19 protein-coding genes are annotated in these 20,236 nt (G+C 73.2%); 12 read left to right on the top strand and 7 right to left on the bottom strand.

The window, feature by feature from the left end; translation table 11 throughout:
• The first annotated feature begins 64 nt into the window (after window positions 1-64).
• Window positions 65-1,447 carry a glycine--tRNA ligase gene (locus tag ACZ6Z8_RS07705; protein ID WP_402816132.1) on the top strand — a complete coding sequence of 461 codons (1,383 nt, stop codon included), beginning with the start codon at window positions 65-67 and terminating at the stop codon, window positions 1,445-1,447.
• A 72-nt stretch (window positions 1,448-1,519) separates the two neighbouring features.
• Here ACZ6Z8_RS07705 and ACZ6Z8_RS07700 read toward each other — a convergent pair whose 3' ends face one another.
• The gene (locus ACZ6Z8_RS07700) at window positions 1,520-2,611 is read right to left on the bottom strand and encodes a hypothetical protein (protein WP_465607290.1); all 1,092 of its coding nucleotides are present in this window, start codon (window positions 2,609-2,611) and stop codon (window positions 1,520-1,522) included.
• Between the two features lie 210 nt (window positions 2,612-2,821).
• Window positions 2,822-3,400: an NADAR family protein gene (locus ACZ6Z8_RS07695; RefSeq protein ID WP_465607288.1), complete on the bottom strand. Its 579-nt coding sequence runs from the start codon at window positions 3,398-3,400 to the stop codon at window positions 2,822-2,824.
• A gap of 224 nt (window positions 3,401-3,624) precedes the next feature.
• On the opposite strand from ACZ6Z8_RS07695, the gene ACZ6Z8_RS07690 reads away from it, so the two are divergent.
• Together ACZ6Z8_RS07690 and ACZ6Z8_RS07685 are read left to right on the top strand one after the other, a co-directional pair.
• Entirely contained in the window at window positions 3,625-4,563 is a 939-nt protein-coding gene (locus ACZ6Z8_RS07690) for an alpha/beta hydrolase (RefSeq protein ID WP_465607286.1), read from the top strand.
• 10 nt (window positions 4,564-4,573) lie between these two features.
• Window positions 4,574-5,287 (top strand): helix-turn-helix transcriptional regulator, encoded by a 714-nt coding sequence (locus ACZ6Z8_RS07685; RefSeq protein ID WP_465607285.1) that lies wholly within the window; start codon window positions 4,574-4,576, stop codon window positions 5,285-5,287.
• 61 nt (window positions 5,288-5,348) lie between these two features.
• On the opposite strand, the gene ACZ6Z8_RS07680 is transcribed toward ACZ6Z8_RS07685, so the two are convergent.
• Window positions 5,349-6,209 carry a DUF3626 domain-containing protein gene (locus tag ACZ6Z8_RS07680; RefSeq protein ID WP_465607283.1) on the bottom strand — a complete coding sequence of 287 codons (861 nt, stop codon included), beginning with the start codon at window positions 6,207-6,209 and terminating at the stop codon, window positions 5,349-5,351.
• Window positions 6,210-6,297: 88 nt separating this feature from the next.
• A complete protein-coding gene (locus ACZ6Z8_RS07675) occupies window positions 6,298-6,531 on the bottom strand; it encodes a hypothetical protein (protein ID WP_465607281.1) in 234 nt (77 codons plus the stop codon).
• 100 nt (window positions 6,532-6,631) lie between these two features.
• Between ACZ6Z8_RS07675 and ACZ6Z8_RS07670 the strand changes: the two genes are divergently transcribed.
• Both ACZ6Z8_RS07670 and ACZ6Z8_RS07665 read left to right on the top strand, forming a co-directional pair.
• Window positions 6,632-7,900: an MFS transporter gene (locus ACZ6Z8_RS07670; protein WP_465607279.1), complete on the top strand. Its 1,269-nt coding sequence runs from the start codon at window positions 6,632-6,634 to the stop codon at window positions 7,898-7,900.
• A 50-nt stretch (window positions 7,901-7,950) separates the two neighbouring features.
• On the top strand, window positions 7,951-8,562 hold the full coding sequence (locus ACZ6Z8_RS07665) for an alpha/beta hydrolase (protein ID WP_465607277.1): 612 nt from the start codon (window positions 7,951-7,953) through the stop codon (window positions 8,560-8,562).
• A gap of 199 nt (window positions 8,563-8,761) precedes the next feature.
• Here the strand turns inward: ACZ6Z8_RS07665 and ACZ6Z8_RS07660 are convergent, their stop codons facing one another.
• Window positions 8,762-10,207, bottom strand: coding sequence for an MFS transporter (locus tag ACZ6Z8_RS07660; protein ID WP_465607276.1), 1,446 nt, complete (start codon window positions 10,205-10,207; stop codon window positions 8,762-8,764).
• 111 nt (window positions 10,208-10,318) lie between these two features.
• Here ACZ6Z8_RS07660 and ACZ6Z8_RS07655 point away from each other — a divergent pair, with 111 nt between their 5' ends.
• Window positions 10,319-11,197 carry a helix-turn-helix transcriptional regulator gene (locus tag ACZ6Z8_RS07655; protein WP_465607505.1) on the top strand — a complete coding sequence of 293 codons (879 nt, stop codon included), beginning with the start codon at window positions 10,319-10,321 and terminating at the stop codon, window positions 11,195-11,197.
• Between the two features lie 40 nt (window positions 11,198-11,237).
• Here ACZ6Z8_RS07655 and ACZ6Z8_RS07650 read toward each other — a convergent pair whose 3' ends face one another.
• Window positions 11,238-11,615 (bottom strand): hypothetical protein, encoded by a 378-nt coding sequence (locus ACZ6Z8_RS07650; protein WP_465607274.1) that lies wholly within the window; start codon window positions 11,613-11,615, stop codon window positions 11,238-11,240.
• Entirely contained in the window at window positions 11,612-12,169 is a 558-nt protein-coding gene (locus ACZ6Z8_RS07645) for a hypothetical protein (RefSeq protein ID WP_465607272.1), read from the bottom strand. The genes ACZ6Z8_RS07650 and ACZ6Z8_RS07645 overlap by 4 nt, the downstream gene beginning before the upstream one ends.
• Before the next feature lie 135 nt (window positions 12,170-12,304).
• Here ACZ6Z8_RS07645 and ACZ6Z8_RS07640 point away from each other — a divergent pair, with 135 nt between their 5' ends.
• From ACZ6Z8_RS07640 to ACZ6Z8_RS07615, 6 genes are all read left to right on the top strand, one after another.
• On the top strand, window positions 12,305-13,528 hold the full coding sequence (locus ACZ6Z8_RS07640; RefSeq protein ID WP_465607270.1) for a sensor histidine kinase: 1,224 nt from the start codon (window positions 12,305-12,307) through the stop codon (window positions 13,526-13,528).
• A complete protein-coding gene (locus ACZ6Z8_RS07635; protein ID WP_465607268.1) occupies window positions 13,516-14,160 on the top strand; it encodes a response regulator in 645 nt (214 codons plus the stop codon). Before ACZ6Z8_RS07640 ends, ACZ6Z8_RS07635 begins: the two co-directional genes overlap by 13 nt.
• Window positions 14,161-14,162: 2 nt before the next feature.
• Window positions 14,163-14,939, top strand: coding sequence for a DUF4097 family beta strand repeat-containing protein (locus ACZ6Z8_RS07630; RefSeq protein ID WP_465607266.1), 777 nt, complete (start codon window positions 14,163-14,165; stop codon window positions 14,937-14,939).
• An 87-nt stretch (window positions 14,940-15,026) separates the two neighbouring features.
• The gene (dusB, locus tag ACZ6Z8_RS07625) at window positions 15,027-16,196 is read left to right on the top strand and encodes a tRNA dihydrouridine synthase DusB (RefSeq protein ID WP_465607265.1); all 1,170 of its coding nucleotides are present in this window, start codon (window positions 15,027-15,029) and stop codon (window positions 16,194-16,196) included.
• Between the two features lie 564 nt (window positions 16,197-16,760).
• Window positions 16,761-19,469, top strand: a complete 2,709-nt coding sequence (gene ppdK / locus ACZ6Z8_RS07620; RefSeq protein ID WP_465607263.1) for a pyruvate, phosphate dikinase — start codon at window positions 16,761-16,763, stop codon at window positions 19,467-19,469.
• Window positions 19,470-19,689: 220 nt separating this feature from the next.
• Entirely contained in the window at window positions 19,690-20,211 is a 522-nt protein-coding gene (locus ACZ6Z8_RS07615; protein WP_465607261.1) for a ribonuclease, read from the top strand.
• Window positions 20,212-20,236: the final 25 nt, after the last annotated feature.

The raw sequence follows: 20,236 nt of genomic DNA, 5'->3' as shown, positions 1-20,236 counted from the left end.
GAGGTATTCGGGTACGCGCAACCAGCCGTGCCCTGACCGTGCCGTACGTACTGAAGAGAGCACTGTGGCCGCCGACAAGATCGACACGATCGTCAGCCTGAGCAAGCGCCGTGGCTTCGTCTACCCCTGCAGCGAGATCTACGGCGGCACGCGTGCCGCCTGGGACTACGGACCGCTGGGTGTCGAGCTCAAGGAGAACATCAAGCGCCAGTGGTGGCGCGCGATGGTCCAGGCCCGTGAGGACGTCGTCGGACTCGACTCGTCGGTGATCCTGGCCCGCGAGGTCTGGGAGGCCTCCGGCCACGTCGCCACCTTCAACGACCCGCTGACCGAGTGCATGTCCTGCCACAAGCGCCACCGGGCCGACCACCTGGAGGAGAAGTACGAGGCCAAGCACGGCTTCCCGCCGCCGAACGGCCTCAAGGACGTCAACTGCCCCGACTGCGGCACCAAGGGCCAGTTCACCGAGCCCAAGGACTTCTCGGGCATGCTGAAGACCCACCTCGGCGTCACCGAGGAGGCCGCCGGCCTGGCGTACCTGCGCCCGGAGACCGCCCAGGGCATCTTCACCAACTTCAAGGCCGTCCAGACCACTTCGCGCAAGAAGCCGCCGTTCGGCATCGCCCAGACCGGCAAGAGCTTCCGCAACGAGATCACCCCCGGCAACTTCATCTTCCGCACCCGCGAGTTCGAGCAGATGGAGATGGAGTTCTTCGTCAAGCCGGGCGAGGACGAGCAGTGGCACGAGTACTGGCTCCAGCAGCGCTGGGACTGGTACGTGGACCTCGGCCTGCGCACCGAGAACATGCGCTTCTTCGAGCACCCGAAGGAGAAGCTCTCCCACTACGCCAAGCGCACGGTGGACATCGAGTACCGCTTCAACTTCGGCGGCAGCGAGTTCTCCGAGCTGGAGGGCATCGCCAACCGCACCGACTACGACCTGACGGTGCACAGCAACGCCTCCGGCCAGGACCTCAAGTACTTCGACCAGGAGAGCGGCGAGCGGTACTTCCCGTACGTCATCGAGCCGGCGGCCGGCCTCAACCGCGCCATGCTGGCCTTCCTGATCGACGCCTACTTCGAGGACGAGGCGCCGAACGCCAAGGGCGTCATGGAGAAGCGCGTCGGCATGCGGCTCGACCCGCGCCTGGCCCCGGTCAAGGTCGCCGTCCTGCCGCTGTCGCGCAACGCCGACCTCTCCCCGAAGGCCCGCGGCCTGGCCGCCGACCTGCGCACCGCGTGGAACGTCGAGTTCGACGACGCGGGCGCGATCGGCAAGCGCTACCGCCGCCAGGACGAGATCGGCACGCCGTTCTGCGTCACGGTCGACTTCGACACCCTTGAGGACAACGCGGTGACCGTCCGCGACCGCGACACCATGTCGCAGGAGCGCGTGTCGCTGGACCAGGTGAAGGGCTACCTGGCGGCCCGTCTGATCGGCTGCTGAGTCCGGAGCTCCGGGAGCCCCCGGCCGTCCCCTCCGTGGGGACGGGCGGGGGCTCCCTGCTTTCGCGGGGCCTCAGCGCCGGCCCCAGCGGGAGCGCTGGGCGCCCGGCGGGGCGGTCGGCAGTCCGGCGCTGCGCAGGGCGGCCAGGGTGGTGCGGTGGCGGGAGCCGTCGGCGAGCAGCGCGCCCAGCAGCTGCCCGTAGAGGTCCGGGCGGCCGTCCAGCGCGGTGGCCAGGCGCACCAGTTCGAGCGGCGGGCGCAGGGGGGCCAGCTCGTGCAGCAGCTGGGTGGCGAGCCCGGGCGGCAGCTCCGTGGCGAGGTCGGCGAGGTCGGCGGTCGGGCGCCCGGCGGCCTGGCGCAGCAGGGTCCGGACGTCGGCGGGGCGGCCGTGCTGCTGGAGGTGGGCGGTGAGGGAGGTCAGCTCCGGCGTCGGGGCCGAGCCCCACTCCCAGAGCAGGGTGGCGCAGTCGGCGTGCTGGCCGGCCCGCTCCAGGGCGGTGAGCAGGGCCGGGACGGCGGACGCCGGGTAGGTCCAGAACGCGTGGAACAGCTCGGCGGCCTCCTCGGCCAGGCCGAGTTCGCGCAGCTCCGTCAGTACGGCGACCGCGTGGTCGGGGGTGCCGTCGGCGGCGGTTCGGGCCAGGTGGAGCGAGGCGCCGGTCGGGCCGCGCTGGGAGAGCATCCCGACCAGCAGCGCGGCGTCGGCGGGGGCGAGGCGGGCGGCGGCCTGGTTCAGCAGCTCCTCGGCCTCGGGGAAGGCGCCGCGCCGGTGGAGGCCGGTGATCCGCTCGGTGAGGGCGCCGAGGTCGGGCCGGGCGGGCGGCGGCGGTGGGGGCGGCGGGGTGTGGTGGGGGTGCGGCTCCGGTGGGGGTTGCGGGTGCTGCCGCTGTCTGAGCTCGGCCTCCAACGCGTGGAGTTCGTCGCTCAGTTGGAGGCAGCGTGCGCCCAGGCCCTCGCGGAGGGTGCGGGCCTGGGCGAGCTGCCGGAGCAGGTCGCCGTCCGGGCGCCGGCGACCGGGGGCCGCCCGTATCGCCTCGTTCAGTCGCCGTTCGCGTTGGCTCGCGTAGCGGCTCGCGTTGATCAACTCGTCCAGTTCTGCCCGGAGTTCGGCGGCCCGTTGCTCGCCCTCCGACTGCCGGCCTGCGGTTTCTTCCGTCGACCGCATGCGCATGATCGCCCCAACCTGTCCATCTCAACCCTGACTGCGGGCCATCCTGGCGTCGGAATGTGGCGAAGGAGTTACGGCAGCGCGACCAGCGGTGCCCGAGTGGTGTCAAGGAGCGTGCAGGGGGCGGACGTTGAGCGAAGTGCGCCGGTCGCGCGCTCCAACGACGGTGCGGCGCCGCGGTGCGGTCCGGCGGTGCGGCGAGCGGCCTCAGCCGGCCAGTCGTGCCCGCGCCTCCATCAGGGCGAAGCCGAGCAGGTTCAACCCACGCCACTCCAGCGGGCGTTCGGCGCGGATGTCGTCCGCGGCGAGCCCGATGCCCCAGATCCGGTCCACCGGGCTGGCCTCGACCAGGACGCGGCCGCCGGTGCTCAGCAGGTACTCCCGCAGGGCCTGGTCCTGGCCGAACTTGGCGACGTTCCCCTCGACCACCAGGTCGAACCGGCCCGCCACCCAGGCCTCGTTGTCGAAGCCCCTGACCAGTCGGCCCAGCTTCTTCGCCTCGGCGGGCGTGCGGGCCTCCAGCACCCGCTGCTCGACGTCCTCGTCGCCGAACATCCGGGCCTTCCCGGCCATCATCCAGTGCTCGGCGGAGGCGTACGTCACCCCGTCGACGGTGAACCGCCCGGGCCACCACTGGCTCAGGCACTCGTGCCGCACCGCGCCGCCCTTGCGGACGGTGTGCCCCCAGAACATCACCCACTTCGGCCGCGCCCCGGTGGCCATCAGGGCCGCCAGCTCCTCGCGGTCGCGGACGTCGGCGAAGTCCCCCACATGCTGCTTGCTCATAATCGTCATTCTGACACGAAGGGTCGGGCGCCCGCCAACCCTTTGTCGGCTGTGGCGGCGGCGGCCACGGCGGTGGTGACGGGCGGTGGTGACGGGTGGCGGCGACGGATCGTGCTCCGGCGCGTGGCCGAAAGTCCGGCGGGGGAGTCGAAGGGGTCGCTGTGACGCGGGTCACCGGAAAAGGGTGACACGGGGTTGTCTCGGACGGTCGCCAGGATGGACCCATGACGATCACCGACGAGGACTGTCTCGCCGAGACCCTGGCCTTCAACGAGCGGTTCGAGGCCGCCGCCGCACTGCGCCCGACCCGCGCCCGGACCGTGGACGCCGCCACGCTCGAACGCCTGCGGACCAACCGCCTCGGCGGCGACACGCCCCCGGTGCGACTGCCGCAGGGCCGCGACCGGGTCCTGCCGGACGGGGTCGGGCTCCGGACCTTCGTGCCCGAGCGCGTCGACGGTGTGTACCTGCACATCCACGGCGGCGGCTGGACCTTCGGCTCGGCCGGTGGACAGGACGAGAAGCTGTGGCGCCTCGCCGCCGAAGCCCGGCTGGCCGTGGTGAGCGTGGACTACCGGCTGGCGCCCGAGCACCCCTTCCCCGCCGGACCCGACGACTGCGAGGCGGCCGCCCGCTGGCTGGTGGAGCACGCGGAGGCCGAGTTCGGTACCCGGCGGCTGCTGATCGGCGGCGAGTCGGCCGGCGCCCACCTCACCGTCCTGACCCTGCTCCGCCTGCGCGACCGGCACGGCATCACCGGTGCCTTTCGGGCCGCCCACCTGGCCTTCGGGTCGTACGACCTGTCGATGACGCCCAGCCAGCGGCTGTTCGGCTCCCGGCAGCTGCTGAGCAACACCGAGTCGATCCGCGGGAGTTACGAGCTCTTCACGCCCGGAATGACCCCCGAGCAGCGCCGCGAGCCGGAGGTCTCCCCGCTGTACGCGGACCTGACCGGCCTGCCGCCCGCCCGGATGGTCGTCGGCACCGAGGACCCGCTGCTGGACGACTCGCGCTTCCTCGCCCAGCGGTGGCAGGCGACCGGCGCGCCGGTCCGGCTGGATATCGTGGCCGGCGCGATGCACGGCTTCACCCTGTTCCCGCTGACCGTCACCGAGCGCGAGCACCAGCGCGAGCGGAACTTCCTGGCCGCTGCGGGACGGTAGCGTCGGCCGCATGGACCGCACCCCTCGGCTCTACGCACTGGTGGAGGAACTGCGCGCGGCGGCGCCCCGGTCACTGACGGTCGGCGCGCTGGCCGCACGCTTCGAGGTGAGCACCCGTACGGTGCAGCGCGACCTCCAGGCGCTGATGGAGGCCGGCGTCCCGGTGCGTGCCACCACCGGGCGCGGCGGCGGCTGGTCGATCGACCCGGCGATGACCCTCCCGCCGATCCGCTTCACCCCCGACGAGGCCTCGGCCCTGGTCGCCGCACTGGCCGCGGCCGACGCCTCCGCCCCGTACGCCGGGGCGGCCCGTACGGCCTCGCAGAAGATCGCGGCCTCGATGACCGGCCCCGCCTCCACGGCGGCCCAGCAGCTCGCCGCCCGGATCGTCGCCCTGCCGACCCGCACCGCCGAGTCCATCCGGACGGCCGTCGAGCGGGCCCTCACCGAGAGCACGGTGCTGCGGCTGTCCTACCTGGACGCGGCCGGGCGGGAGAGCGACCGGATGGTCGAACCGGCCGGGCTGCTCACCGCGGAGGGCAAGTGGTACCTGATCGCCTGGTGCCGCACCCGGCAGGCCGGCCGGGGCTTCCGGCTGGACCGCATCGCGGCGGCGGCCCCGACCGGCGAACCGGCGCCCCCGCACGACCTGGCCGCCCTGCTGCTCGGCTCGGCCGCCGCCGGCGCGGTCCGCCCGGCGGCGCTTTCGCCGCTCGCGCCGTGAAGCCCGCTCGCGCCGTGGAGCCCGCTCGCGCCGTGGAGCCCGCTCGCGCCGTGGAGCCCGCTCAGCTCGGTGCGGCGGTGCGCGCCGCGGGAGAGCCGAAGCGGGCGAGGTAGTGCCAGACCTTCTTGACGGCCTGCGGGTCGTGGCGGCCCGTCTCGGCGGCGGCGCCCACGATGCCCGGATCGAGCACGCCGTCCACGGCGATCGCGGCGCCCAGGTCGACGAACTCCCGCCCGCGGTAGTCGGGATGGCGGCGGAGCTCCTGCACGGTGAGCCGGAAGCCGGGGTGCCACTCCACCGGGCAGGGGAGGCGGCGGGCGGCCTCCTCGACGGTGGTGCCCCGGTAGCAGGGGTCCAGCACCAGCGCCTCGATGTCGTGGGCGAGCCGAACCGGGCCGTGGACCTGCGCCTCGATGTAGTCGTCGAGGGCGTCCTGGTGGTCGGCCAGGGCGAGTTCGACCAGCCGCATGCGGCCCGAGGTGCCGAAGTCCATGGGCTCCAGGAAGCTGTCCGGGTAGCAGAAGGTGGTGCGCCCCAGCGCGGGGGCGGTGAGCCGGAAGTGGGCGGAGCCGAAGCGGGGCGCGGCGCCGACCGGGTTGCGGCGGTAGTTCAGCGCCCCGTAGGCGGGCCGCTCGGCGGGCAGGGCCTCGTCGTAGGCGCCGTCGAAGATCCTGCTCTCCCACCGCCACCGGTCCCCGCCCGGGTGAGCGGTCAGGCCGCCGTTGCTCGTGCCGGTGGCGAACTGGGAGAGGTAGACGCCGCCCTCGGCGAGGGCGTCCAGGATCGACCTGCCGCGGGAGGAGCGGTCCGGGTGGAAGTTGAGGGTCACCCGCAGGGTCGGATCGACGGGCGGGCCCGAGGACAGCGCGGCCACGTGGGCGAGGGCCCGCTGCTGCGGCGTCCGGACGGCTTCGGAGGTCATGCGGACAGTGTCCCCGGGCCGACCGGCCCACCGCACGCGGGTTTCCGCCCGCCCGCGCCGGGCCCCGTGCCGTGCCCCGCGCGCGCCCTCAGTGGTGGTGCTTGTGCAGGTCGTCGGTGTACAGGCCGTGGCCGTTGTGGACGGCCACGCTGGTGTAGGTGCTGCGCATCAGGGCGGCCTGGGCGGTCCGGTGCTGCTCGACCGACAGGCCCTCGGTCTCGCCCGCCCAGCGCCGGCGGGCCCGCTCCCGGCGCACCAGGAACAGGGTGGTGCCGACGACGGTGGCCACGAGGGCGACCAGGAACACCAGAACGAGGCCCATGGAATCCCCCTTCGCCTTCCTCCGGGCCTGATCATTGCACGAACCGGTGCGGTGCGGTACGGCCTGCGGCGTCTCGCGCGGATGAAGTAGCTTGAGGCGCATGGCAGATGAGAGCTCAGAAGCCGGCCCCGGAGCCACTCCTCCGTCCTCCCGCGGCGCCGTGCCCGCCCTGCTGTTCTCCCAGGGCGTCAGCGTGGCGGGCACCCAGGTCACGGCTCTGGCCCTGCCCACGCTGGCGATCCTCCTGCTGGACGCCGGGCCGCCGGCGGCCTCGCTGGTCTTCGCCCTGGAGTACGGGATCCAGGGCCTGACCGGGCCGTTCGCCGGGGTGCTGGTCGACCGGGTCGCCTCCCGTCGGCGGCTGCTGGTCGCGGTGGACGTCGTCCAGTTGCTGCTGATCGCCACCGTCCCGCTGGCCCACGCCGCCGGTGCGCTCACGCTCGTCCAGCTCTACGCGGTCGCGGCCGTCTCCGGTGCGCTGGGCGGGGTGTCCGCCATCGCGGTGCCGACCGTGGTGGCGGACTTCGTGCCCAAGGACGGCCTGGTGGCGGTCAACGCCAGGCTGGCCGGGGCCCGTTCGGTCGGCCAGATCGCCGGACCGGGGCTGGCGGCCGCCCTGGTGCAGGCGGTGGGCGCGGCCACCGCGATGGTGGCGGACGCGGTCAGCTACGGGTTGTCCGCGCTGGCCATGAGCCTCCCCCGGCTCCGGCGGGACGAGGAACCGGATCGGCCGGCCGCGCGCCCCGGGATCGTCGAGTCACTGCGGGAGGGGATCGACGTCCTGCGCGACCGGCCGCTGCTGGCCCGGCTCGCCGTCGCCGCGGCCGCCCTCAACCTCGGCGGGGCCGGGCTCGGCGGCCTCTTCGCCTACTACGCCTACCAGGTCGTGGACCTGGGCCCCGGCGAACTCGGGCTGACCCAGGCCGTCTACAGCGTCGCCGCGGTGACAGCCGTGTTCACCGCCAAGCGGGTCATCCGGCGCGTCGGCCTGACCAGGGTGATCCCGGTCTTCGGCCCGCTCGCCGCCGGCGCCCTGTTCCTGATCCCGCTGGCCTCGCTCGGAGCCGCGCTCCCGGTGCTGATCGCCTACCAGCTGGTGTTCGGCTTCTGCGCGACGGTCTGGGGCGTCAGTTGGGTGACCCTGCAGCAACAGCTCGCCCCGCCGGAGCAGTTGGGACGGGTGCTCGGCCTCTCCCGGTCGATCGGCCAACTGGTCGTGCCGGTCGGCGCGCTGCTGGGTGGTGCACTGGCCGGCGCGGTCGGTACCACCGGCGCGCTGGCGGTCTTCGCCTCGATCGCCCTGGCCGGCACCCTCGCGGTGGTCGCCACCCGGCCCCGGTCGGCCCTGCCCGGGGCCAGTCGGGCGTGACGGGCCAAAAGGCTTGCCTGGCAGGAAGGTTCGGCGGGTAGCCTGCGCCCATGTCCGCTCCCGCCGCCCTCGGCCTTCCCACCCGTCTGGACGGCGACCCCGACCGGGTCGCCCTGGTCATCCCCGGTGTCGGCTACTCGCCCGCCCGCCCGCTGCTGCACTTCGCCGGCTCCGTGCTCCAGCGGCACGGCTGGACGGTCCAGGAACTGTGGTGGCAAGTTCCGGACGCCTTCCGCGAGTTCACGACGGACGATCGGATCGACTGGGTCGAACGGCAGGTCGCCGAAGCGGTCGACGCCGAACACGGCGCCTGCCGACTGCTGGTCGGCAAGTCACTGGGCAGCTTCGCCGCCGGCCTCGCCGCCGACCGGGACCTCGCGGCCGCCTGGCTGACCCCCGTACTGACCCTCGACCACGTGACCCGGGCCCTCCGCCGCGCCTCCGCCCCGACCCTCCTGATCGGCGGCGGCGCCGACGAGCTGTGGAACCGCGCCACCGCCGACTCGACCGGCCACCAGGTGCTGGAACTCCCCGCCGCGGACCACGGCCTGGAGCTGCCCCACGACCCGATCGGCTCGCTCGACACCCTGCGCGAGGTCGTCGCACGACTGGATGGCTTCATCGGCTCGCTGGCGGGCGGCGACGGCCCGACACCGGGCTGATGGTTGCCGTGCCGGACTTCCGCCGGGCTCGGCGCCCGGCAGCGAGCCCGGCGCGGTGACCGGCAGGTCGCGTTCGTCGGCCGCCGGCTCGACGGGTTGCCCGTACGAAGAAGGGGACACCGAAGGAAGCGGCCCCGCGACCGGAGGAACCGGTCGCGGGGCCGTTCGCCGTCGCCCGGGGCCCCGTGGGCCCGGGGGCTCAGCCGATGGAGCGGGGCAGGCGGGTGGTCAGGTACAGGACGGTGAAGGAGCCGAGCAGCTGGATGCCCAGGCACAGGGCGAGCGCGCGGCCCATGCCGAGGCTGGGGGAGAGGGAGAGGTAGAGGGTGCCGAGGGTGGCGACGCCGAGGGCGAGGCTGGACTGCTGGCTGGTGGCGAGGACGCCGCTGCCGACGCCGGCCCGGGCGGCGGGCACCTTGGAGAGGACGACCCGGAACAGCGGGGTGCCGATCAGGCCCTGGCCGATGCCCGCGAGGGCGACGCCGGGCGCCATCCGCAGCGGGGAGAAGTGGTCCGCGTCGGCGAGGACGGTCAGCGCGATGGTGGTGAGGCCGACGGCCTGGACGACGGCGCCGGCGCTGAGCACCCGGCTGCCCCAGCGGCCGATCAGCCGCGGGCCGGAGAGCGAGGCGGTGAAGTAGCCGACGGCCATCGGGACGAGCGCCCAGCCGGCCGCGACCACGCCCAGCCGGAGGCCCTGCTGGAGGGCGACGGCGATGACGAACATGAAGCCGCCGAAGCCCGCGAAGTAGGGGACGGCGATGCCGAGGCCGCGCCGCATCTCGGGGATCCGCAGCAGGGTGGGCGGCACCAGCGGGACGGCTCCGCGCTGTTCGGCGCGCCGCTCGACCAGGGCGAAGGCGGCGGCGAACACCGGGAACAGCGCGAGCAGCACCCAGGACCAGAGCGGCCAGCCGGCCGCGCGGCCCTCCATCAGCGGGACGAGCAGGGCGAGCAGGGTGGCGGTGAGCAGAGCGGTGCCGGGCACGTCCACTGCGGCGGCCTGGGTGGCCCGGCTCTCCGGCACGTACCGGACGGCGAGGAGGACGGCGAGCAGCGCGAACGGCACGTTCAGCAGGAAGACCGAGCGCCAGCCGGTGCCGAACAGGTCGGCGGCGACCAGCATCCCGCCGAGCACCTGCCCGATCACCACGGAGATGCCGCCGACCGCGCCGTAGACGCTGAGCGCGCGGCCGCGCCGGGCGCCGTCGGTGGCGGCGGTGATGGTGCCGAGCACCTGCGGGATCAGCAGTGCGGCCGACGCGCCCTGGGCGGCCCGGGCGGCGACCAGGGACCAGGCGTCGGGGGCGAGTCCGCAGGCCAGCGAGGTGAGGGCGAAGGCGGCGGCGCCGGCGACGAAGAGCCGGCGGCGGCCGAAGATGTCGCCGAGCCGCCCGCCGAGGACCAGCAGGACGGCGAAGGCGATGCCGTAGCCGGCGGCGACGAGTTCCAGGACGGCGGGTCCGGCGGCCAGGTCCTTGTCGATGGTGGGCAGGGCGACGTTGACGATGAAGAAGTCGAGCATCGGCAGGAACGCGCCGAGCAGGACGGTGACCAGCCCGGCGGTGCCGAGGGTGGGGGTGTGGGGAGCGGCTTCGGGGACGGTCCGGGTCGGGGCCTGGGCGACGGCGAGTTGTTGAGTCACGGGTCATACGATCCGCCGCTTCGTACCCTGGTACCAGAGTGTGGTTATCCAGGTATAAGAAGTACCTGGCAACAGGCTGCGGCGTGCCGCATGCTGGGGAGCATGAGCCTGATGACCCCGGCCGCGCAAGGCCGTCCCGCATTCGCCGGACCGCACCGCGGCACCCCGGACGAGGCCCGCCGGCACGACCTGGCGGCGTTCCTGCGCAGCCGCCGCGAGCGCATCGCGCCCGAGCAGGTGGGCCTGCCGATGACCGGCCGCCGCCGCACCCCGGGGCTGCGCCGGGAGGAGGTGGCGCAGCTGGCCGCCGTCGGGGTGACCTGGTACACCTGGCTGGAGCAGGGACGGGACATCCAGGTGTCCGCCCAGGTGCTGGACGCGGTGGCCCGGGCGCTGCTGCTGGATCCGAGCGAGCGCGCGCACCTGTTCACCCTGGCCGGCGCGGAGGACCCGGCGCCGGTGACGGAGTGCCCCTCGGTGACCCCGAGCGTGCGGCTGGTGCTGGAGCAGCTGGCGCCGTACCCGGCCGCGGTGGTCAACTCCCGCTACGACATCCTGGCGCACAACGTGCCGTACACCGCCGTGGTCGGCGACCTCCGCGAACTGCCGCCGGAGGAGCGGAACCTGATGTGGCTGGCGTTCACCGAGTCGCGCTTCCGCGAGGTGCTGATCGACTACCGGACGGAACGCCTCGGCATGGTGGCCCGGTTCCGCGCCGCGATGGCCGACCACTCCGCGGAGCCGGCCTGGAAGGCGCTGCTGGCCCGGCTGCGCAAGGCTTCGCCGGACTTCGAGGAGGAGTGGCAGCGGCACGAGGTGATGCGGCCGGGCAACGGGATCAAGCGCTTCCAGGTGCCGGGCGTGGGCCTGCTGCGCTGCGAGTACACCAACTTCTGGCTCGGCCCCCGGCTCGGCACGCGCCTGATCAGCTACACCCCGCTGGACGAGGAGACCCGCGTCCTGATGGACAAGCTCCCGGCTCGGCGTTAGAGCCTGCCTGCCCAGCGGATCCTGCCGGGCGGCCGCGCCGTCAGCCGCGTATCACCTCGCGCCCGAGCAGCACGCACACCGCCGCCAGCGGCAGTTCGACGCAGCAGGCCATCAGCAGCGCGGCGAGCACCGCGTGCCCCGGCCCGGCGCAGGCGATGTCGACCAGCGCGTCCCCGGCCAGCAGCAGTGCCGCCGCCCCGCCCAGCCAGGGGGCGGCGCCACTGCGCCGGCGCAGCAGCGAGTCCAGCGACAGCAGGGCGGCGAACTCCGCGAGGTCCAGCACCACCCAGGGCGTCTCGTGGTTGACGGCCAGGACCATCAGCCAGGGCAGCAGTCCGAAGGCCGCCAGCCGGGGCAGCTGCCGGAACCGCTCCGGCAGCGCGAGCGCCGGAGCGCCGGAGACGACGGCCGTGGTCATGCCGCACCCCCGACGGCGGCCACCCGCCGCACCCGAACCCGCGGCACCCGCACCCGTTGCAGCGCCAGCCGCTCGACGCCGCCGCCCGCCGGGTGCTCGACCAGCACCGTGTCGTACGGGCCCTCGGCCCGGGCCAGCCAGAACACCCCGGCCACCGTGACCACTTCGCCCGCCGCCGCCCGGGACGTGCGGAACGGCCGCCACCCGCCGGTGAACAGCACCGAGGGCGCCGCGCCGTCGGCGGGCAGCCGCCCCCAGGCGAGCACGTGCGAGTCGCGCCCGGCGGACGGGCTGCGCCGCGCGCCGCGCAGCAGCTGCGGCGCGAGCCGGGCGGCGACCAGGACGTCGGCCAGCTCGCCGTGCTGGTACAGCTCCAACGCGGCCCGGCCGCGACCGGAGCCGACGCTGCGGACCGACCAGGGGCCGGCCCCGGTGGACAGCGTCCCCTCCGGCCCCGGCGCCGGGCGGAGCGCGCCCCCGGGAACACCCCCGTGGTCCCCGGGGACGGGCCGCCCGTGCGGCGGAGTGGCGGAGTGCGATGCGGTGCTCGTCATGCCCCCCAGCTTTCCGCCGGGAGGGGGCCGTTGTCGGTGGTGCTCCACACCGAATCGAGGGTGTATCCAGCTACACCCCCGCCCGGTACCCCCCTTCATGGTGGACGTTGATCACCGGGCCCTACGCTGTCCGGCATGCCCTCCACCACGTTGCGCCGAGCGCTCGTCAGGAGCCTCCGGCGGCCACCGTGGTCGGCCGCGGCCTGGCGGGACACCCGGTTCACGGCCGCCGGAATGCCCATGGCCGTGCCGGTCTGGCTGGCCGTCACCGAATCCAAGCTGCTGTTCCCGGTCCTCGCGGCGGCGCTGGTCTGCACCCGCCCGCTGACCGCCGCCCAGCGCGGCCGGCTGCGCTCCCTGTACGGGGTGGAGGTGCCGCCGCCGCGCCCCGGGGAGTCCCCGAGCCGGCTGCTGGACCGGCTGCGCCTGGTCGTGACCTGGCGGCAGGCCGTGTACCACCTGGCGGTCGGCCCGCTGTTGGCGCTCTGCGCGCTGGCGACGGTGTACGCCTGGGGCGCGGCCCTGGTGCTGAGCACGGTGTTCGGCTGGAGCTGGCTGATGCCGCCCGCCAGCGGGCTGCGCGGGGAGTGGCCCGTGCTGCTCGGTCTCACCGTCGCCGGCCTGGGGCTGGCGGCGGCGGCCCCCTGGCTGGCGGGTCTGTCGGCCTGGCTGGAGGTGTGGGCGGCGCGGCGGCTGCTCGGTCCCAACCGGGCGGAGCAGTTGGAGCAGCGGGTCGAGGAGATCGCGGAGAGCCGGGCCGGCCTGGTCGACGCGGTGGACGCCGAGCGCCGCCGGATCGAGCGCGACCTGCACGACGGCGCCCAGCAGCGCCTGACCTCCCTCGCGATGAACCTGGGCCTGGCCCGGCGCACCCTCAAGGACGTGCCGCCGGAGGTGATGCAGGTGATCGTGGAGGCGCACGAGGAGGCCCAGGCGGCCATCGACGAGCTGCGCGACCTGGTCCGCGGCCTGCACCCGGCCGTCCTGGAGGACCGCGGTCTGGACGCGGCGCTGTCCGGGATCGCCGCCCGTGCCCCGCTGCCGGTGCGCCTGGACGTCGAGCTGTCCGGGCAGATCGCCCCGACGGTCGAGGCGGTCGCCTACTTCACCGTCTCCGAGGCGCTCACCAATGTGGCCAAGCACGCCAGGGCCGAGCAGGTCGACGTGTCGGTGCGCACCATCGGCGACCGGCTGCGCCTGATCATCAGCGACGACGGCGTGGGCGGCGCGGACCCCTCGCGCGGCACCGGGCTCACCGGTCTGCGCAAGCGCGCGGCCTCGGTCGACGGCACGCTGTCCGTTCTCAGCCCCCTCGGGGGTCCCACCACCATCACCGTGGAGTTGCCGTGCGTGCTGTGATCGCCGAGGACTCGGTCCTGCTGAGGGTCGGCCTGGTCAAGGTCCTGGAGGCGGTGGGATACGAGGTGGTGGCCGCCGTCGGGGACGCCGAGGAACTGCTGGCCGCCGTTGAGGAGCACCGCCCGGGGGTGGTGGTCGCGGACGTCCGGATGCCTCCGGGCTTCTCGGACGAGGGCGTCAAGGCGGCGATGGTGATCCGCCGGCAGTGGCCGGAGGTCGCGGTGCTGCTGCTCTCCCAGTTCGTGGAGGAGCGTTACGCCGCGGATCTGCTGGCGACCAACACCAGCGGCGTCGGCTACCTGCTCAAGCAGCGGGTGGCCAACGTGGACGACTTCGTGGACGCGTTGCAGCGGGTCGCCGAGGGCGGCACCGCGCTGGACCCGGAGGTGGTGGCCCAGCTGCTGGTGCGCCGCCACCGGGATCCGCTGGAGCGGCTGACCCCGCGCGAGCGGAACGTGCTGGCGCTGATGGCGGAGGGGCGTTCCAACGCGGCCATCGCGGCGGCGCTGGTGGTCAGCGACAGCGCGGTGGCCAAGCACATCAACTCGATCTTCACCAAGCTGGACCTCCCGCAGGCCGACGACAGCCACCGCCGGGTGATGGCCGTGCTGCGGTTCCTGGAGGTCGGGTAGCCGTGGACGGCGCGAAGGCCTGGCGGGTCACCGGGACGCTCGCGGTCGTCCTGGTGATGCTCGCCGCGGGGCTGCAGACCTGGTCGCTGGTGGTGCACCAGCAGACCACCTCGACCAAGCCGTACGACGTGGTGGTCCACCAGCTCAGGCTGGAGACCGGCAGCGCCGCGGTGCGGGTGCACGCGGGCCGGGAGGGCCGCGTGGTGGTCACGCAGCGGCTGGACTGGACGGTCCGCAAGCCGGTGGTGTCGAGCACCGTCGTCGGCGACGTGCTCACCGTCGGGATGCGCTGCCGGCAGGTGCTGCTGCCGTTCTCCGACTTCGGCTGCGGCGCCGAGATCGATCTGGAGGTGCCCGCCGCGACCGAGGTGACCGGGTCGGTGGGCTCGGGCTCGGTGTCGGTGGAGGGCCTGAGCGGGAGCGTGCGGATGGAGCTGACCTCCGGGCAGCTGTCGCTGGTGGGCACCTCGGGCGAGGTGTGGGCGCGGAGCGGCTCCGGTGAGCTGCTGGGTACCGGCCTGCGGGCCCCGCGGGTGACCGCGGCGACCGGCTCGGGCTCGGTGGAGCTGCACTTCGCCAAGGCCCCGCACGCGGTGGACGCCCGGGCGACCTCCGGCTCGGTGATCGTGAGCGTGCCGAGGAACAGCCGCTACTCCTTCTCCAGCGACGTCGGCAGCGGCAGCGGCCAGATCGACCCGGCGCTGGCGGACGCGACGAGCCCGGACACCATCCACGCCGAGGTCACCTCGGGCTCGCTCGCGATCAATCCGGCTCCGTAGCGGGCCGCCCCGCGGCCGGGGCGGCGGCCGCTCACCCGGGTGGGGGACAATGGAGAGTCCCGTCCCCCTACCCGAGGTCAGCCGCGCATGACAGCCACGCCCGCACCCACCGCGCCCGAGACCGAGTTCGCGCCGCTGGACATCGGCCCGATCCAGGTCTGGCCGCCCGTCGTGCTGGCGCCGATGGCCGGCATCACCAACGCCCCGTTCCGCACCCTGTGCCGGGAGCAGAGCGGCGGCAAGGGGCTGTACGTCTCGGAGATGATCACCACCCGGGCGCTGGTCGAGCGCAACGCCAAGACCATGCAGCTGATCAAGTTCGACCCGAGCGAGAAGCCGCGCTCGATCCAGCTCTACGGGGTGGACCCGGCGACCGTCGGCAAGGCGGCCCGGATGATCGCGGACGAGGGCCTGGCCGACCACATCGACCTCAACTTCGGCTGCCCCGTCCCCAAGGTCACCCGTAAGGGCGGCGGCTCGGCGCTGCCGTACAAGCGCAACCTGCTGCGCGAGATCCTGCGCGAGGCCGTCGCCAACGCCGGCGACCTTCCGGTGACCATGAAGATGCGCAAGGGCATCGACGACGACCACCTCACCTACCTGGACGCCGGCCGGATCGGCGCCGAGGAGGGCGTGGCGGCGATCGCCCTGCACGGCCGCACCGCCGCCCAGCACTACGGGGGGACGGCCGACTGGTCGGCGATCGCCCGGCTGCGCGAGGCCGTCCCGGCCCACGTGCCGGTGCTGGGCAACGGGGACATCTGGTCGGCCGACGACGCGCTGCGGATGATGCGCGGGACCGGCTGCGACGGCGTCGTGGTGGGCCGCGGCTGCCTGGGCCGGCCGTGGCTGTTCAAGGACCTGGTGTCGATCTTCGAGGGCGACGTCGACTACGCCCGTCCCGACTTCGGCTACGTGGCCCGGGCGATGGTGCGCCACGCCCAGCTGCTCGGCGAGTGGCTGGGGGACGAGACCCGCGGCGTCATCGACTTCCGCAAGCACGTCGCCTGGTACACCAAGGGCTTCTCGGTCGGCTCCGAGCTGCGGGTGAAGCTCGCGAACTCCTCCTCGCTGGCCGAACTGGCCGAAACCCTCGACCAGGTGGAGCAGACCCAGACCTGGCCGATCGGTGCGGACGGCCCGCGCGGTCGCACCAGCGGCAACGGCCGGGTCGTCCTGCCCGAGGGCTGGTTGGACGATCCGTACGACTGCGCCCGTCCGGGCGAGGACGCCGAATCGGACACCTCCGGCGGATGATCTAGCCGAAGCGGCTAAATGGGCCCTTCGGGCCCCCTGGCCACCAGGTCGCAGCCCTCTTGTCCATCCTGGACAAGAGGGCTCCTTTTCGGCCCATCGACCTCACTCGGTGAGCACGGTTCTGGACACAGTGCGACGATTGGCGCAGGCGCCCTACGTTCGAGCCGGGAGGCGGGCTGGTGACGCTTGCCACACGCGGCCGGGGCTGACGGCGGGTCAGTGGACGAAATGGACAGGTCGAGGGTGGATCGCTTCCCGAAGCCGGTTCACCGCGGATCGGCCGATCCGGTTGCAGGAAATCAAGCCGGGGCAACGCGGGCGACCCACGGCCGCTACCCAGCGTCCGGATCGGGCGATCTTCCCGTGTCGTTGTCTTCAAGACTTGAACGCCACCTCGCGTCAGGGGGACGATTTCACCAACAGAGGTGAACGCCTTTATGTGCATTCGATCTAGCGGGTTACCCCTCGGTACCGGCCTCGTGTGGCCTATTCAGGGCAGAGAAGTGCCTTCGAAATGGGTATGTTCTCCGGCGTCAGGGCAACCGCGTACGAGGAGACCGACCCGTGCCGTCCCAGCAGAAGTTTGTTTACTCCTTCACCGAAGGAAACAAGGACCTCAAGGATCTTCTTGGCGGCAAGGGCGCGAACCTGGCCGAGATGACCAATCTGGGGCTCCCTGTCCCTCCCGGGTTCACCATCACCACCGAGGCCTGCAAGGTCTTCCTGGAGACGGGTAGCGAGCCCACCTCGCTGCACGAGGAGATCAGCGCCCATCTGGACGCCCTCGAACAGGAGATGGGCAAGAAGCTCGGCCAGGCCGACAACCCGCTCCTGGTCTCCGTCCGTTCCGGTGCGAAGTTCTCCATGCCCGGCATGATGGACACCGTCCTCAACATCGGCCTCTCCGACGCCTCGGTGGTCGGCCTCGCCGCCCAGTCCGGCAACGAGCGCTTCGCCTGGGACTCCTACCGCCGCCTGGTCCAGATGTTCGGCAAGACCGTGCTGGGCGTCGACGGCGAGCTGTTCGAGGAGGCCCTGGACGAGGCCAAGCACGCCAAGGGCACCGCCAACGACCTGGACCTGGACGCTTCCGACCTCCGGGAACTGGTCGAGGTGTTCAAGGGCATCGTCGAGCGCGAGACCGGCCGGGCCTTCCCGCAGGACCCGCGCGAGCAGATGGACCTCGCCATCCACGCCGTCTTCCACTCCTGGAACGGCGACCGCGCCCGGCTGTACCGCCGCCAGGAGCGCATCCCGAACGACCTGGGCACCGCGGTCAACGTCTGCACCATGGTCTTCGGCAACCTCGGCGAGGACTCCGGCACCGGCGTCGCCTTCACCCGCGACCCCTCCACCGGCACCCAGGGCGTCTACGGCGACTACCTGTCCAACGCCCAGGGCGAGGACGTCGTCGCCGGCATCCGCAACACGCTGCAGCTGTCCGAGCTGGAGAAGCTCGACAAGAAGTCGTACGACGAGCTGATGGCGATCATGCAGACGCTGGAGAACCACTACCGCGACCTCTGCGACATCGAGTTCACCATCGAGCGCGGCAAGCTCTGGATGCTGCAGACCCGCGTCGGCAAGCGCACCGCCGCGGCCGCCTTCCGGATCGCCGTCCAGCTGGTCGACCAGGGCCTGATCGACCTGGACGAGGCCCTGATGCGCGTCACCGGCGGCCAGCTGGCCCAGCTGATGTTCCCGCGCTTCGCCCCGACCGCCGAGTCCAAGCAGATCGGCTGGGGCCTGGCCGCCTCGCCCGGCGCCGCCATCGGCAAGGTCGTCTTCGACTCCTACACCGCCGTCAAGTGGTCCCGCTCCGGCGAGAAGGTCATCCTGGTCCGCCGCGAGACCAACCCGGACGACCTGGACGGCATGATCGCCGCCGAGGGCATCCTCACCTCGCGCGGCGGCAAGACCTCGCACGCCGCCGTCGTCGCCCGCGGCATGGGCAAGACCTGTGTCTGCGGCGCCGAGGAGCTGGAGGTCGACACCAAGGGCCGCAAGTTCACCACCGCCGACGGCCTGGTGGTCCACGAGGGCGACGTCGTCTCGATCGACGGCGCCAGCGGCAAGGTCTACCTCGGCGAGGTACCCGTGCTGCCGTCCCCCGTGGTCGAGTACTTCGAGGGCACCCTGCACGCCGGCGCCGACGTCCAGGGCGGACTGGTCCAGGCCGTCCACCGGCTGATGTCGCACGCCGACGGCCGCCGCCGCCTCGCGGTGCGCGCCAACGCCGACAACGCCGAGGACGGCTCGCGCGCCCGCCGCTACGGCGCCCAGGGCATCGGCCTGTGCCGCACCGAGCACATGTTCCTCGGTGAGGAGCGCCGCAAGGAGGTCGAGCACCTGATCCTCGCGGACAACGACAAGGACCGCGAGCTCGCCCTCTCCACCCTGCTGCCGCTGCAGAAGGGCGACTTCCTGGAGCTCTTCCAGGCGATGGACGGCCTGCCCGTCACCGTCCGCCTGCTCGACCCCCCGCTGCACGAGTTCCTGCCCGACATCACCGAGCTGTCGGTGCGCGTCGCCCTCGCCGAGGCCCGCAAGGACCCGAACGAGAACGACCTGCGCCTGCTCCAGGCGGTGCACAAGCTGCACGAGCAGAACCCGATGCTGGGCCTGCGCGGCGTGCGCCTCGGCCTGGTCATCCCCGGCCTGTTCGGCATGCAGGTCCGGGCCATCGCCGAGGCCGCGGCCGAGCGCAAGCTGGCCGGCGGGGACCCGCGCCCCGAGGTGATGATCCCGCTGGTCGGCACCGTCCAGGAGCTGGAGCTGGTCCGCGACGAGTGCGAGCGGGTGCTCGCCGAGGTCGCCCGGTCCACCGGCGTCACGCTGGACATCAAGCTCGGCACCATGATCGAGCTGCCGCGCGCCGCGGTGACCGCCGGTCAGATCGCCGAGGCCGCCGAGTTCTTCTCCTTCGGCACCAACGACCTGACCCAGACGGTCTGGGGCTTCTCCCGGGACGACGTGGAGGCCTCGTTCTTCACCGCCTACCTGGAGAAGGGCATCTTCGGGGTCTCCCCGTTCGAGACCATCGACCGCGACGGCGTCGGCTCGCTCGTCAGGCACGCCGTCGAGGCCGGCCGGGCCACCCGCCCGGACCTCAAGCTCGGCGTCTGCGGCGAGCACGGCGGTGACCCGGACTCGGTCCACTTCTTCCACGAGGTGGGGCTGGACTACGTCTCCTGCTCCCCCTTCCGCATCCCGGTGGCGCGCCTGGAGGCAGGCCGCGCCGCCATCGAGTCGGCGGGCAGCGACTCGCGTTGAGAGGGTAGGCATCCCCTACTCACGCGCGGGTACGACTGACCGCTTCCCCTCCCGTCGGGAGGGCGTACACCGGAGCTCGGCGCAGGAGAACCGGCGTACGTGACACGGCCGGGCGGGAACGGACAACGGCGTCCGTTCCCGCCCGGCCGTACGTCGTTGTGGCGTCCGTCATGTGTGTGCCACGGCCGTCCGGGCCCGGGCGCCTGCCAAGCTGGACCGCATGACCAGAAGCAAGAGCCCGCTCGTCGTCGTGGCCGTCCTGATCCTGGCCGTGCTCGCCGGGGTCGGGTACCTGCTCGCCGGCAAGGGCGGCAGCAGCCACCCCAAGGCCGCCGCGAGCTCCACCGCCGCCGCGGGCTCCTCGGCCCCCAAGCCCTCGGCCCCCAAGCCGTCCGCGCCGGCCGCAGGCCCCTCCGCCCCGAACTCCCCGAGCGGCGCCTGGACGCCCGCCGACCCGGCGCTGGCCGACGTCTGCCGCACCAAACTGCCCAGCCAGGCCCAGGACACCCTCGCCCTGATCGCCAAGAACGGCCCCTACCCGTACAACCGGGACGGCATCGTCTTCGAGAACCGCGAGAGCCGCCTGCCGAAGAAGGGCAACGGCTACTACCACGAGTTCACCGTGGTCACCCCGGGCTCCAACGACCGCGGCACCCGCCGGGTCGTCACCGGCGGCTCCGGCGAGCAGTACTGGTCCCCGGACCACTACGCGACCTTCCAGGAGATCGACCCGCGCTGCTGAACCGGCAGGCCCGCCACCCGGGAGG

It is taken from the genome of Kitasatospora sp. NPDC101108, assembly GCF_055584725.1.
Note: the sequence above shows the minus strand (reverse complement) of the source record. Positions and strands in the feature narration are given on the sequence as shown.

Coding starts and splice junctions, on each gene's coding strand:
- ACZ6Z8_RS07700 (WP_465607290.1), bottom strand. CDS start 2,611: ATGCGGTCGACGGAAGAAACCGCAGGCCGGCAGTCGGAGGGCGAGCAA.
- ACZ6Z8_RS07695 (WP_465607288.1), bottom strand. CDS start 3,400: ATGAGCAAGCAGCATGTGGGGGACTTCGCCGACGTCCGCGACCGCGAG.
- ACZ6Z8_RS07690 (WP_465607286.1), top strand. CDS start 3,625: ATGACGATCACCGACGAGGACTGTCTCGCCGAGACCCTGGCCTTCAAC.
- ACZ6Z8_RS07685 (WP_465607285.1), top strand. CDS start 4,574: ATGGACCGCACCCCTCGGCTCTACGCACTGGTGGAGGAACTGCGCGCG.
- ACZ6Z8_RS07680 (WP_465607283.1), bottom strand. CDS start 6,209: ATGACCTCCGAAGCCGTCCGGACGCCGCAGCAGCGGGCCCTCGCCCAC.
- ACZ6Z8_RS07675 (WP_465607281.1), bottom strand. CDS start 6,531: ATGGGCCTCGTTCTGGTGTTCCTGGTCGCCCTCGTGGCCACCGTCGTC.
- ACZ6Z8_RS07670 (WP_465607279.1), top strand. CDS start 6,632: ATGGCAGATGAGAGCTCAGAAGCCGGCCCCGGAGCCACTCCTCCGTCC.
- ACZ6Z8_RS07665 (WP_465607277.1), top strand. CDS start 7,951: ATGTCCGCTCCCGCCGCCCTCGGCCTTCCCACCCGTCTGGACGGCGAC.
- ACZ6Z8_RS07655 (WP_465607505.1), top strand. CDS start 10,319: ATGACCCCGGCCGCGCAAGGCCGTCCCGCATTCGCCGGACCGCACCGC.
- ACZ6Z8_RS07650 (WP_465607274.1), bottom strand. CDS start 11,615: ATGACCACGGCCGTCGTCTCCGGCGCTCCGGCGCTCGCGCTGCCGGAG.
- ACZ6Z8_RS07645 (WP_465607272.1), bottom strand. CDS start 12,169: ATGACGAGCACCGCATCGCACTCCGCCACTCCGCCGCACGGGCGGCCC.
- ACZ6Z8_RS07640 (WP_465607270.1), top strand. CDS start 12,305: ATGCCCTCCACCACGTTGCGCCGAGCGCTCGTCAGGAGCCTCCGGCGG.
- dusB (WP_465607265.1), top strand. CDS start 15,027: ATGACAGCCACGCCCGCACCCACCGCGCCCGAGACCGAGTTCGCGCCG.
- ACZ6Z8_RS07615 (WP_465607261.1), top strand. CDS start 19,690: ATGACCAGAAGCAAGAGCCCGCTCGTCGTCGTGGCCGTCCTGATCCTG.